Annotated in this window: 15 protein-coding genes and 1 tRNA gene; 3 read left to right on the forward strand and 13 right to left on the reverse strand. The window is 31.3% G+C overall.

Annotated features, from left to right (window positions below; genetic code table 11):
- Positions 1–249: 249 nt before the first annotated feature.
- Positions 250–325, forward strand: a tRNA-Thr gene (locus HW275_RS03200).
- Between the two features lie 38 nt (positions 326–363).
- Here the strand turns inward: HW275_RS03200 and HW275_RS03205 are convergent.
- From HW275_RS03205 to HW275_RS03215, 3 genes are all read right to left on the reverse strand, one after another.
- On the reverse strand, positions 364–924 hold the full coding sequence (locus HW275_RS03205; RefSeq protein ID WP_178935106.1) for an OmpA family protein: 561 nt from the start codon (positions 922–924) through the stop codon (positions 364–366).
- Between the two features lie 35 nt (positions 925–959).
- Positions 960–1412, reverse strand: coding sequence for an OmpA family protein (locus tag HW275_RS03210; RefSeq protein ID WP_178935108.1), 453 nt, complete (start codon positions 1410–1412; stop codon positions 960–962).
- A gap of 186 nt (positions 1413–1598) precedes the next feature.
- On the reverse strand, positions 1599–2609 hold the full coding sequence (locus HW275_RS03215; RefSeq protein WP_178935110.1) for a YiiG family protein: 1011 nt from the start codon (positions 2607–2609) through the stop codon (positions 1599–1601).
- Between the two features lie 243 nt (positions 2610–2852).
- Here HW275_RS03215 and HW275_RS03220 point away from each other — a divergent pair, with 243 nt between their 5' ends.
- On the forward strand, positions 2853–3353 hold the full coding sequence (locus tag HW275_RS03220; protein WP_178935112.1) for a TlpA disulfide reductase family protein: 501 nt from the start codon (positions 2853–2855) through the stop codon (positions 3351–3353).
- A 216-nt stretch (positions 3354–3569) separates the two neighbouring features.
- Here the strand turns inward: HW275_RS03220 and HW275_RS03225 are convergent, their stop codons facing one another.
- From HW275_RS03225 to HW275_RS03240, 4 genes are all read right to left on the reverse strand, one after another.
- Positions 3570–4106 (reverse strand): hypothetical protein, encoded by a 537-nt coding sequence (locus HW275_RS03225; RefSeq protein ID WP_178935114.1) that lies wholly within the window; start codon positions 4104–4106, stop codon positions 3570–3572.
- A 263-nt stretch (positions 4107–4369) separates the two neighbouring features.
- A complete protein-coding gene (locus HW275_RS03230) occupies positions 4370–5362 on the reverse strand; it encodes an SPFH domain-containing protein (RefSeq protein ID WP_178935116.1) in 993 nt (330 codons plus the stop codon).
- A 23-nt stretch (positions 5363–5385) separates the two neighbouring features.
- Positions 5386–6072, reverse strand: a complete 687-nt coding sequence (locus tag HW275_RS03235; protein WP_178935118.1) for a PspA/IM30 family protein — start codon at positions 6070–6072, stop codon at positions 5386–5388.
- 29 nt (positions 6073–6101) lie between these two features.
- Positions 6102–7154, reverse strand: a complete 1053-nt coding sequence (locus tag HW275_RS03240) for a hypothetical protein (RefSeq protein ID WP_178935120.1) — start codon at positions 7152–7154, stop codon at positions 6102–6104.
- A gap of 710 nt (positions 7155–7864) precedes the next feature.
- On the opposite strand from HW275_RS03240, the gene HW275_RS03245 reads away from it, so the two are divergent.
- Positions 7865–8281 (forward strand): hypothetical protein, encoded by a 417-nt coding sequence (locus HW275_RS03245; protein WP_178935122.1) that lies wholly within the window; start codon positions 7865–7867, stop codon positions 8279–8281.
- Between the two features lie 224 nt (positions 8282–8505).
- Here HW275_RS03245 and queA read toward each other — a convergent pair whose 3' ends face one another.
- From queA to HW275_RS03270, 6 genes are all read right to left on the reverse strand, one after another.
- The gene (gene queA, locus HW275_RS03250) at positions 8506–9528 is read right to left on the reverse strand and encodes a tRNA preQ1(34) S-adenosylmethionine ribosyltransferase-isomerase QueA (protein WP_178935124.1); all 1023 of its coding nucleotides are present in this window, start codon (positions 9526–9528) and stop codon (positions 8506–8508) included.
- A gap of 101 nt (positions 9529–9629) precedes the next feature.
- Positions 9630–10712 (reverse strand): hypothetical protein, encoded by a 1083-nt coding sequence (locus tag HW275_RS03255; RefSeq protein WP_178935126.1) that lies wholly within the window; start codon positions 10710–10712, stop codon positions 9630–9632.
- 74 nt (positions 10713–10786) lie between these two features.
- Entirely contained in the window at positions 10787–11314 is a 528-nt protein-coding gene (locus HW275_RS12340; RefSeq protein ID WP_370464340.1) for a HemK/PrmC family methyltransferase, read from the reverse strand.
- On the reverse strand, positions 11272–11940 hold the full coding sequence (locus HW275_RS12345) for a hypothetical protein (protein WP_255460001.1): 669 nt from the start codon (positions 11938–11940) through the stop codon (positions 11272–11274). Before HW275_RS12345 ends, HW275_RS12340 begins: the two co-directional genes overlap by 43 nt.
- Positions 11933–13015, reverse strand: coding sequence for a peptide chain release factor 1 (prfA, locus tag HW275_RS03265; protein WP_178935128.1), 1083 nt, complete (start codon positions 13013–13015; stop codon positions 11933–11935). Before prfA ends, HW275_RS12345 begins: the two co-directional genes overlap by 8 nt.
- A 142-nt stretch (positions 13016–13157) precedes the next feature.
- Entirely contained in the window at positions 13158–13994 is an 837-nt protein-coding gene (locus HW275_RS03270; RefSeq protein ID WP_178935129.1) for a diacylglycerol kinase, read from the reverse strand.
- Positions 13995–14006 lie beyond the last annotated feature (12 nt).

Below are 14006 nucleotides of genomic sequence, written 5' to 3' on the forward strand. Positions count from 1 at the left end.
TAGCAAACAACATAAAATATAATTTCTGTTTTTTATGGAATTTATATCAATCCCGGCCTCACTGATTCCATGTTGCTCCGAATAATTATTTTCTGAAAAATTTCAATTTATATCCATAATTTTCATTCCCCAAAAACATCCAAATATTTGTCATAATTATATCATTAAAAAAATTTTCTTTCAATAAAAATAAAAATTTCCCTTGACATTAAGGGAAAAATCCGATATAATAATTTTGTTGATTTTTTTGCCGCTTTAGCTCATCTGGTAGAGCAACTGACTTGTAATCAGTAGGTGGTTGGTTCGAGTCCGACAAGCGGCACCACTTTATAAAGATCACTCATATTATAATTTAGAACTATTTTATTTCGGTAAAATAGTTTTTTTATTTATAAATCTCAACTTTTTATATTCCAAGTCATTCAAAATAATTTCAATTCTCCGATTATTGTATCTCCCTTCTACAGTTTCATTTGTATCCGCAGGCACTTCCCCACCTTTTCCTGTAATTTTTACAATAGAAAATCTTTTATCCAGTCCATATTCCTGCAATAATTTAGCTGCATTTCTTGCTCTTGCCAACGATAATTTCAAATTATGCTTTTTTGAACCAGTCGAATCTGTATGCCCTATAATTTCAAGGGAACCTTTTTCTATATGGGTATTAAGCATATTTGCAATGTATTTCAAATCATAACTTTCAGATTCATTCATTTTTTCTCCATCTACTTTAAATCCACGAACTATGCATTTTCCATATGTCAAATCACAAGGTGGAAAACCGCAAATTATCTGAGTTGACATTGGGGGTTCTGGAATATAATTAGTATTTTCCGTATTAATTTTTTCTTCTTTTTTTAAAATTTCCTCTGCCTGCATATTTATACCTGTTATTATCACCAAAAGTATAATTAATTTTTTCATAATCCTTTTTCTTTAACTCCTTTAAAATTTAAATCTTATTTACTTTGCTGATTTTCAAATTCCACATTATTCAAAAAAATCTCAACCCTTCGATTATTGTATCTGCCTTCAGCTCTTTCGTCTGTATCCACAGGCGAATTTGCCCCTTCGCCTTTTATTTTTCCAAAGGAAAATCTTTTATCCAGCCCATATTTCCTCATTAGTTTTGCAAAGTTTTTTGCTCTTGTTTCTGATAATTTTAAATTATGTTTTCGTGAACCTGTAGAATCTGTATGCCCTATAATATCAATTGTTCCAGATTTACCATATTTATTCAAATCATTGATAATCTCCCTGATAGTTGATGCTTCAGATTCATCCAGAACATTTCCATCTATCTTAAAACCTCTTATAACACATTTTTTTTCTTCTGACGAACACGGAAGTCCTAAATGTGCCATTGCATTCACACCAAATACCATCACCAAAAATATAACTGCTTTCTTCATTGCTACCACTCCTTAATACATTGTTTTCACTAAAATTATACCACATTTTTACAAAAAAAAAGAAAAATCTGATAAAATCAAATCTCTCTTTTTTATCTTATAGCAATTCTAATTTAAAACGAAAATGGAAATTCATTGCTTTTTACATATTTTTATTATAATTTTTAAGTAAACTAACTATAAATATTATTTTTTAACTTTTTTAGCCAATAATTTATTATGTTCCTTTATCACTTCATTAAAGTTTGCAAGTACATTTTCTGGTGTCCCTTCCTCAGTCTGTGCAAAGAAGCTGTCGCTTACAGATGAGTGTGAAGCTTTTTCCTTTTTCTCTATTCTTTGGATAAATACGTTTACAGACTGCTTAAATTTATTTGCTTTCTGAATGAACTCACTGTGATCTCCAGGATTGTATCCTTCCTTTCCAAGCTGTTTTGTATTCTTTATGGATTTTTCAAATTTGTTAAAAAGTTTATCCATCTTTTCCTGAATTTTTTTGAATTTCTTAGCATTTCCCTTTACTGTAAAATCGCTTGCATCCAGCCCTTGCTTATGGATTTCCTTTATGATCTTGTCGCCTTCCTCAATAAATATGAACTGATTATATGTTATAAACTGTTTTCGTTTGTCATAATCTTTTATCATTAATTTTTTGATTTCATTAGATTTTTTTTCAAAAACTTCTTTGTAGCTTTTTGTCACTTGATTGTATTTATCTAGCGAGGCAAGTAATTCTGTATGCAATGTCTGCGCTTTTGCGTAATTATCTTTCAAATATTGTTTATTTTTATAATAAGTTCTCATTTCTTCTGCAACTGGCAGCATTTTTTCAAGTATTGGAATCATAGCTATCGCCTTTTTATCCAGTTCGTCTTTTTTTTCTTTGCTTTCTGATAATTCCTTTAATTTATCAATAAAGTTTTTATCTATCGCAATATTCGCTTCAATATCTTCAGTCTGAATATTTTTAAACTTCTTATCCATTCCCGCATCTTCAAAATAATACAAAAGTCCTTTATCGATATTTAATATTCTGTTATAAAACCGTATATGTTTATTATATTTATCTTTGTTTTTTTCTAATACAATCTGTTCCTTGGAAACACCACTCAACGATTTTTTTTCTACCTTCCCTGTCTGCCACGATAAAAAAACAATAACCAGCATTATTACTACTATTGCTCCTATTTTTTTCATATAACTTTTTCAATCCTCCTTTATTTTACAATATCTAATTTATTTTAAAAATTTTTATTAACTAAGTTTTAACTTCTTTGAGTTTGATTTTAAATTTATTTTACTACCTATACAATTATAATAATTTTTACAGATAATGTCAAATAAAAATAATATATTTGTAAAAAAATTTATTTTACATATTTTGAATAATGTTATATAATCTAGTTGAGAGTTTTAAATTTATAGAAAGAAGGGATAAAAATGAAAAAATTATTACTTATTATTTCAATGTTTATGGTATTTTTAGTTGGATACGGGAAGGCAAAACCTCTTGAGGTAAATATGGAAGCTGGAACAAAAATTCCTAGTTTCGAGTTAAGGGATTTTAATGGGAAATATATAAAAAACAGAAAAATATTCAATAACGGTAAGCCTACATTATTAGTATTTGCCGCTGAATGGTGCCCGCATTGCCATGCTGAATTAGCAGAAGTCCAAAAATTTTATGAAGAAAATAAGGATAGCGTAAACGTGGCAGTCGTATTTACAAGCAGAAGAACAAATTTAACAGCGACAAAACAGTTTGTTGCAGAAAACAAATTTACCTTCCCTGTTTATTATGACGCTACTCAGTCATTAATGAATGGCTTTAAAATTAAAAACGTTCCAACAAACATAATGATACAAAATTCAGTTATAGAAAATGTTAACGAAGGAATAATGGATTATGATGGTTTAAAACAGGCATTTTATCTTAACTAATCTTTGTCAATTGAATAATTTTAAAAAAATAGTAACTTTTATAATTTTTTGAGCTAAATTTTAAAATAATTTATTATGAGTTTACTAAAATAATATAAAACATGATCTAACGGCTAAATATAAAAATTAGTTTTAAGGATCATGTTTTTTGATATATACAGGCTCCCTTTAATATTAAGCTGATCATCGTCAATAACCTGTCTGATTGCATCATTTCTAGTATTTATCACCTTCATCACCTGAATAGAATTCTATCGTATCCAGCTCCATCGGCTCCGGCCCATCTTTCCCTTCTACCAATACATGGTTTAAACTATTGTGCAAATAATAACTTATTTTTTTACCTCTGTATTCTATAGTCATTCTTTTATCCGCTATTCCATCAGGCAATACTCCTTCAAAGCAATAAAGTTTACCTTTTACAGGATTTACAGTGAAAAGCGTACGAACAGTTTTAAATGTTATTTTATTATCTTTGGCATCTTGAAATTCCACTTCTTCCACTTTTACTTTCATTCCATCTTGATGGACTTTAAATTTGAGCAAAGTTCCCAAAGACGTATCTCCTTTATAATGAATCTTTTGCCCTTCACAAGTTTTACTAACAGTTTCATAAAACGACATAAGATGAGCGCCTATTCCTGTAGCATGCAATTTGTCCAATCTTTTATAAGGTTTATCCAATCCAATAAGAGGAATCATAATAAATAATAATAAAAATACCAACAATTTCTTAAAAAAGCTATTTTTCATAAAAACCACATCCTTATATGCTTTCTTACTTAATAAGCCTGATTCTTTTTTTGTTTTCAAGTATATTTACTGTACAATTCTTAATTTTGTACCGAGTGCAAATGTCAGTGTTATTGACAACGAGATAATCATAACAGTAACAGGAGCAAAACAGTTTTAGCACATGAACACATTAGCCGTGCTGAGGCTCATAGAAAAATATGGGCTTATCTTAAAGATATTAAGAAATATTAGCCCATATGATTTTTATCTGATTATAGAAATTAATATAATTTTGTACCGCATTCCGGGCAGAATTTGCTGCCATTTGTTTTTGTACCGCATTCTGGACAGAACTTCGGTGCAGCGCTATTTCCTGTGGATTGAGCATTTCCTGAAGATTGTTGATTATTTTGCATTTGATTTGGCTGGTTCATTTGGTTCATCTGATTTGACATTTGCTGTCCCATCATCATTCCCATTTGCATACCTGCCATGTTTCCAGCCATATTTCCTGCACCTCCTCCATTTTCCATTGAGTCAGCCATAGCCACTTGAGTATATTTGTTTATATCTCCAACCATGCTTTGGCCTGCTGCCTTTTCCTGCATTCTCTTAATTTCTTCCGGGTAACTGAAGCTGGAAATAGAAAAACTAGGAATAGAAAGTCCTATTTTTCGCATCTCAAAGTCCATGTCTTCCTTTATTCCATTTCCTATTTCAAATGAATTTATTTGAAGGTTGAACATATCCTTCCCTTCTCTTGCTATCCATTTCATAAGAAGCTGATCCAGCATTGAAATTACCCTCTCCTTTACGTCGCCAATATCAAACTGCTGTTTAATTCCGGCAATTTTATCAATCAGCACGTTATAATTATCAATTTTGCACGCCATTGTACCAAAGGCCCTTATAGGCATTCCCCCTGGAAGTCCTGGTGCCGGAATATTAATAGCGTTCTTAGTTCCCCATCTTACAGTAACTTCCTTTGTATTGATAAAAAGCACTTCTGCTCTCATTCCTGAGTTAAATCCAAATTTAAATCCTTTCAATGTTGACAAAAAAGGAACTATTTGTGACGCAATATCATAACTCCCTTCATCTTCAAATACTCCTTCCACTTTTCCATTAAAAAGAAAAATCGCATCCTGCCCAGGGCGTATAATTAATCTTGATCCTTTTTTTATTTCCTTGTTTGACCATTTCCAAAAGAGCATTTCATCATTATACTGTTCCCATTCTACCACATTCGCCAGCTGATTTCCAAATAATCCCATAGTAAATTTCTCCTTTCAAATTTTTACAATCCCATTTCCTTTTTCAGTCTTTCCATTTCATCATCAACTGCTGATGAGCTTTCTAATTCTTCGCTGTCATATTTTTTCATAAGATCATCCACTTCATCTTTTTTTGGAGAATTAAGCTCTATAGTGGCATTTGCTTCATCCAACATTCTGTCAGCTTTTTCTTCAATAGAATTAAATGATGACATTTTCCCGCTAATTCCATCAGAAGATGTCATTGCGCTAATCTTTTGAGCAGATTTTGCCATTTTTATTTTTGCCTTTATTTCATTTTTTCTTGCATTAAGCTTTTGTATATCTGATGTAAGCTTATCGTGCATTTCACGCATTTTCAAAGAATTTTCAACTGCAACCATTTTTTCTTTTTCCAGGGATTCCAGCTTTATCTTAATAGAACCCTTTTTTTCCAGAAACATTCTCGCATCAGCTTCATTTCCTGCCTGAAGAGCTTTTTTCGCATAATCTTCCATTTTCTTAATTTCATTTTCGCATTCTGCAACTTTTCTCTTGGCTGCACTTTCCTGTGCCATTACAGCAACTGTTTCAGCCTTTACACTCCCCAGATCCTTTTCCATATCCCGTAAATACTGATCTATCATTTTTTCAGGATCCTCCATTTTGTCTAATAACGCATTGATATTAGATGCCATTATTGTTTTAAATCTTCCTAAAATACTAGCCATTTCAATTCCTCCTATTATTTTTTATAAATTTATTTACTCATAAAGTAAATTATTATTGACACTACGATTATTGCCGCTATAACAGCTAACGCTATCTTGACTACAGATTTTGGATATTCTCCTACTATAATGCCATTTTCCCCATTTATAACAACTTGGTAGGATTTCCCGTTAAAAGAATATGACATTGAATACACAGGCAATAATAAAAGCCTATAATATTCATTGCTCCAGTAAACATTAAATCTTATATTTCTCACTCTGTCATACTTTCTTAGCACTTCTGAGCTGATTGTATCGTGTATTCTATTTTTCATTATTTGTTTAGATTCTTCATACCCTTCTCTCATTGGAACTTTAAAAATTTCAGAATTATATCCTGACAAGTATCCTGAATCAAAATCTATTGTTTCTTCCACATTAAAGCCGCCTAGACTTTTTATAAGCCTGTCATTTAATGTTTTTGAAGCTCTCATTATTATATTTTTAAATTCATTTTCAACATTTCCGTTTACATAATACCAGTCTGTAACTGTCCTCGTTTTTGTCTTTCCATCTTCCACATAAGTTTCTGTCCTATCTATTCCGCCTTCAGCAGCATAGTTGCTGTCTGCATTATTGTCAAAAGACCAGTACGGCAGATATATTCCAGTAACTTTTCCGCTTTGATACAAATTTTTTAGAACATTTGGAGCAAACCATCTCTTTTTTATCCAATCTGAAAAAAGCCGTCCAACTTCCTTTATGTCCACCGCAAAAGGCCTCATTCCGTCAGGTTCAAGAACAGACACCGCCTTTTCGCTCATTACGATATTCGAATCACAATATGGACATTTTTTTGAAGTTTCAAGAGAATTTATTTCAATTGTGGCTCCACATGAGCTGCACTCTATTACTGTCTTCTCTTCAGGCACTTCATTTTTTATTCTCTCTTCATATTCATCTATGCTGTGCTTTTTCCATGTAAGAACTTCAGGCAATTTTACTTCCGTTTCACAATTTTCACATTTCAGATTTTTAGACTTTGAATCAAATCGCATCATTCCTCCACAGTTTTTACACCTAAAATCATCATTCTTCATAGTTATCCCTTCCTTATTTGAATAATACCGCTTTATACATTTAAATATAAGATTAAGTATTAATTAAAAAATTAATTTTCAAATAAAAAGTTTAATCTGTACTCAATCTCTTTTCGGATTCACATAACAAAAATCACATCAATTTTCAAATTGGTAAATAGCTATAACTATCAGTTCAATCTCAAGTTAATTTTTTCACAATTAATTGCATTTTTTACTTTCACTATATTATACCACAAAAAAATGTAAAAAGTTGAAATAAACTATATTAAAATAAATTGTTATTATCATAATATATTTTATTTAATACTATTTCTCATTTAAAGAATAGAAAATAAAAATTCATGGAATTAAAGTCATTTTTTTTGACAAAGCTATTAAATTATTTATTATAGAATTTTACTTCTATTTTTTAAATAGGATTTAATATGAATAATCAAAGAAAAAAATAAAAAGTTTATTATATCTAAATAATTTATATGGCCCGTATATTGAAAGGTAAACAATATGACTTATATTAGAGTGTATATGAAAGTTCTCATTTTTCTTTAATCTTTCTATGCTATAATAATTATGATAAATTGAATCTGTTAATTATTGAAACAAAAAATTCAATTTTATACAGATGAGGTATCACATCCATATCAGCTTGGCATATTTTTGTTTTTTCATAATGTAAAATTTAAATTTATTATTCGGAGGGATATATTATGATTAAAAAACTTAAATTACCGTTATCTTTAATTTTAGCCTTTTTAGTATCAGCAATTATAGGTTTTTCGAACGTACAGGCACGAAGCATCTCCAAATCAACATTAATAGCACAACTCCAAAGCAGATATCAATGGGTATACATAGAAAACTCAGGAAGCTTCACTCAACTTAGCTCTTCAGTTACTGGCGGATATGACAAAGCAGCACAGGATTATGCAAAATACTTATCAAATATGGGAAGAACTAAAATTTATATAGTAAATTCCGGATTAAACAATGCCCTTAAACAATATGTTGGATACACTCCTGCTACTCCTGATCCAGAAGTAGCAAAAGCTGTAAAAGCAAGAGGAATTACATTGTATTGTTTTGAAGCTGATGTTTATTATCGTCCTGCTCCAGTTGTTAACTAATTCTAATCTATATAAAATATTAAGAATAGACCGTACTATCTTTCTATCTTTAAAAATTTTTCTAAAGATTGTAAAAATTTTAACATTATAAAAAAATATGCCAAGCTTTTTAAATTTTTTTATATTTTGTTATTAGGGTGTGCTTTAAAATTATCAGATTAATAAAAATTAAATAAATCTAGCTGCTCTTCCTTTAAGATAGAATTGCTATATTATAGTTGATTTTAATAAATAAACATCGAATCCCCAAAACTATAAAACCTGTACTTTTCCTCAATTGCCTTCCTATATGCCTCAAAAACAAATTCTTTTCCTCCAAATGCTGAAATTAGCATAATTAGTGTAGATTTTGGCAAATGGAAGTTTGTAATAATTGCATCAACAATTTTAAAATTATAATCTCCATAAATGAAAATATTTGTATCACCCTCAGAGGCTATTAATTTACCATTTTCATCAACAGAAGATTCCAGCGTTCTTACTGATGTAGTTCCTACTGCAATTACACGATTCCCTCTTTCTTTAGCTTTGTTAATAATTTTAGCCGTTTCTTCGGGTATTCTGTATCTTTCGCTGTGCATTTTATGATCCAGAACATTTTCCACCTGCACTGGACGAAATGTCCCAAGTCCCACATCTAAAAATACTTCTGCGATAATAACCCCCTTTTCACGAATTTTCTCCAAAAGTTCATTTGTAAAATGAAGCCCTGCAGTTGGTGCTGCTACTGATTCCCCTTCCTTAGCATAAACAGTCTGATATCGATTCTTATCCTCCAGTTTTTCTATAATATACGGTGGAAGCGGCATTTCTCCCAATTTATCCAAAATTTCCTCAAATCTTCCTTCAAAATTAAATTTTACAATTCTGTTTCCATCTTCCTTAATTTCCAGCAGTTCTGCCTCCAAGACTCCTTCCAGAAATATAAGTTTCTGCCCGATTTTCAATTTTTTTGCAGGCTTTAGCAAAACTTCCCACATATGCATATCATGTCTTTTCAATAAAAAACATTCCAGCACAGCTCCATTTTCCTTATGCCCAAACAGTCTTGCCGGAATAACTTTCGTACGGTTAATTACAAGAACATCGTCTTTTTTTAAATAATCTACAATATTATAAAATTTTTTATGTTCCAATGTTTTTTCTTTTTTATTTAATACCAGTAATTTTGAATGATCTCTCGGATTTACAGCGTACTGCGCTATCAGTTCCTCAGGCAGTTCAAAATCAAAATCTGAAATTTTCATTTAATTTATTTCTCCTATTTTCTATATTTTCTTTTTTTATTTTTTCTTCATTTCAAAGGAAACAGGGAATTTAATAATTCCCTGCCATAATTGTTATTCAATTAATATGCTCTTCCAATTTCAAATGTTTTATAAGTGTCTACTCTGTTGTACCATCCTTGCAGCCATCTTCTCTCGTTTCTTGGAGCATTTCTCACACGTCTTGCTAATACATCCTTCGCAGAGTTGCTAAATTCTACTAATGCACTTTGTCCTACTGCTGTTCCCTTCATATTTTCAAGCACTTGTCTTAATCCCCATGCTATGTTATTATATGAAGAAACGCCTTTTAATCCCTCACCTTTAAAGTTCACATAATCAATTAACGCATAAAGCCCATTAGGAGTATTCATCATTCTGTCAAACTGATTTTTTAAATTTTCTTTATTTGAAGAGGCTTCAAGCATTTTATCAAGCGAACTTTTTAATCTGTCGTAAATAAACATTACTTGAATATCCCTTGTATTATCAAAAAATGCGATTAATTCCTGAATATCCTTATCACCACTAGCTTTTTTAGCCATTAATTCTGACTTGCTGCTCCAAGGCGAATATCTAAATTCAGAAAGCAGTTTTGGCAATGTAATACCTTGCTGTTTATAGTAAGCAACCATGTCAGGCAAGCTATCTCCAAATCCTTTTCTGCCACCACTTGCTTTAAACCAGGTAAAATGCCCTATTCCAAGCGACGGGAAGTTTTCCCCATCATTCCAGTCAACTAAATTGTTTCTAACACCTCCTGTTTCATTTTGGAAAATTTTTTCAGCTACAGCCAGCAGCTGCTCTTTTGATAATTTCATATCAGGAGTCCCTTGCTGTGTTTTTCTATTCGCTGTATAAGTATTTACATTTGGACGCTCATAACTTCCGCTGTCCCGCATATTTCTCAAACTTGTATTTACATTTAAGTCAATGCTTTTATTATTATATTGATTCTTTATTAATTTTTCCAATTGAGAATTACTAACGCTTGTTCTTGTTGAAGCTACCAATTTTGGCTCAGGTTTTGGCGTATTTACAGTTTCAACATTTTCTGATGTTGAGACCACCTCCTTAATACTCTCACTTCCAAATGATATTATTGAATACGTTAATCCTAATAATAACGCTCCTGTCTTTTTGAAAATTCTCCTATCATTAATCATTAACTCATCTCCATTCTTTTTTATTAAACAATTCTTGATTTCTAAACTAAAAAATTTAAAAATCCAAAATTTTGCTAATTTTCAATTTTATTTAATAATTTCTGTCCCACGACAACTCTATCCAATCCAGCTAAATCCTTTATAACTTCCACATTTTTAAAACCTGAACTTGTCATAATCTTGGCAACATTTTTCCCCTGCTTATAGCCTATTTCAAATAATAAATATCCAAAATCAACTAAATAATCAGCTGCCTTCTGACAAATCTCATAATAAAAATATAATCCGTCATTTTCTGCAAAAAGTGCTTCGCTTGGCTCATGCAATAAAGTGTCATCTGACATAATACCAGCTTCATTAAGGGAAATATACGGTGGATTTGACACTATCATATCAAACTGCTTAAATTCAACATTTTCAAATAAGTCTGATTTTAAAAATTTTATATTTGAAACTTTCAGAAGTTGTTTATTTTTTTCAGCAGTTTCAAGCGCCTTTTCAGAAATATCCACGCCTAATACATAGGAATCTTTTATTTCCAATGCGGCTGTTATTCCTATTATACCACTTCCAACGCCAATATCAAGTATTTTTGGATGAATTTTTGAATTTTTTTCAAAGTTTTTATTTTTAAAATGTTATTTTTTAAAATATTAATCATTTTTTCAACCAAAACTTCTGTATCCTGACGTGGAATTAAAACTCCCTTGTCAACGTAAAATTTTCTTCCATAAAATTCCTGTTCGTTCAGCAAATACTGAACTGGAAATTTTTCACGTCCAATTTTTTGAATAAAATATCTGATTCTTTCGATTTTTTCATCTTCAATTTCATCCCTGTACCTTGTAAAAAGCATCATTCTATCCACATTCAAAACATGTGAAAATACAATTTCAGCAATTAACTTACTCTCATCAATACTATTTTTTTCAAGATACAAAATGCTTTTATCAAGCAGTAATTTTAACTGCTTTTCAGATCTTTCCATATTTTCAAAATCGTTATTGTCAGATATTTTCTTATTGTTGCTTATCACGTTGTTCAGTTTTTCTCTAATTTTTTTCAAGTCATCTTCTGATAATATACGCTCAAATTCAGCATAAAGCATAATTCTTTCCATTTCCATTACTTCCGAAATTACACTTTCCGCTGTCAATCTGGCGTTTTTTATATTTTTTTTTTCCAAATAATTAACCGATTTATTCAAAATATCCAGCAAATTATTCATTGCTATTTCCAACTTCTTTTAATAATTCTGCCTGCTCATAAGCAATCAGGGCATCTATCATCTCGTCCAAATCACCATCCAGAACGCCATCCAGCCTATGAAGCGTCAATTTAATCCTGTGATCGGTAACTCTTCCTTGAGGAAAGTTGTAAGTTCTGATTTTTTCAGATCTGTCTCCACTTCCAACTTGCGAACGTCTTTCATTTTCAACTGCGCTTCTTTGTTTCTCATATTCCATTTCATACAGTTTAGAAGCCAATACTTTCATTGCAGCTTCCTTATTTTTTATTTGTGAACGTCCATCTTGCGAAGTTACTACAAGTCCAGTTGGCAAGTGAGTAATTCTTACAGCAGAATCAGTAGTATTTACGTGCTGTCCACCTGCTCCGCTTGATCTGTATGTATCAATTTTCAAGTCACTTGGATTAATTTCAACTGCGCTTACATCGTCTATTTCAGGTAATACTGCAACTGTAATTGTAGATGTGTGAACCCTTCCAGAAGACTCGGTAGCTGGAACTCTTTGCACACGGTGAACTCCGCTTTCAAATTTCAATCTTGAATAAGCGCCATGCCCTTTAATTAAAAATGTTACTTCCTTCAGTCCCCCAACCCCAATTTCACTTTTGTCAATGACTTCAGTTTTCCAACGGTTTCTTTCTGCATATCTAGTAAACATTCTGAAAATATCAGCCGCAAATAATGCTGCTTCATCTCCACCCGCTCCAGCACGGATTTCCATGATAACATTTTTATCATCATTAGGATCTTTTGGAAGCAGAAGTATTTTTAATTCTTCTTCAAGATGTGGAATTTCTTCTTCAATCGAATGAATTTCCTCATGCATCATTTCCTTCATTTCCGTATCTTTTTCAGCTTTCAGATCTTCTTTCAGGCTTTCCATTTCTTCTTTACGCTTTTTATAGTATGTATATTTTTGTACAACTTCATCAATGCTGTTTAAAGCCTTATTATACTCCATAATTTTCTTTGGATCTGAAACGACTTCAGGATCCATAAGCATTTCTGTGAGTTCCTTATGCTTTAAGACAACATCGTCCAATTTTTGAAACATAATTTATTTTTCAACTCCTAAATTTCTATTTTATTTAAATAATTTTTGAACTTTCTACGTTAATTTTCCCAGTAAAATTATTCAAAGTTAAATAACTTCCAACGCTAAGTATTATAGCATATTTTTTAACTTTTTTCAATTTTTAATTATATAAAATCCCAAATTGCAGCATCACAAATAATATAATAAATGCAACTGAAAATCCAAGCAGCCCACCTGCCAGAACTTCCCTTATGCTATGAATCCCAGATTTAACACGGCTCTGAGCTACTAGTCCCGCCATAAAGAATCCTAAAATCAGTATTCTTATATCTGATGTCATAAAAAGCAGTATTCCAAAAGCCGCAAAAGCTATTGCGCTATGTCCGCTCGGCATTCCTCCTTCAAGAGGTGTCCCTTTTTGAAAAAATGACTTCAATACAATTACTAAAATTCCAACCAGAAGCAATATCAAAATCGAAATATTACCTTTCCGCCCTGCTATAATATGCAATTTATTCGTACCGTCAAAAATATCCAGCAATTTGTCATAAAACAGTAAATATCCTACGCAAATTGCATTTATCGCAGCAATCAGAACCGCTCCGGCCGCTACATCCTTAGCCAGTTTAGCAAGCGGATGCCTCTCAGGAGAAATCAGATCCACAAGCGCCTCAACTGCTGTATTTATAAGCTCGGTAATTATTACAAAACATACAGACAGTGAAATTATAAGAATTTCCACTTTGCTCGCATTTATCACAATTGCCAGAATTACAATTATAATTGCCGCAAGTATATGGACTTTCATATGTTTCTCATTCTGTAATGCCGAAATCATCCCCTCAATTGCAAAATTAAAGCTGTCTACAAGTCTTTTATCTCTTGCTCTCTCCTTCTTTATATCCCAATTATATCTATCTTTCCTATGAAATAACCAAAATATTGATTTTTTATTTTTTTTATTTTTTTCTTCCAAAATTTTCAATCCCTTCTGCATTCAATGATTTTT

The sequence above is a fragment of the Leptotrichia sp. oral taxon 223 genome (genome assembly GCF_013394795.1).
In the GTDB taxonomy this organism is placed as follows: Bacteria; Fusobacteriota; Fusobacteriia; order Fusobacteriales; family Leptotrichiaceae; genus Leptotrichia.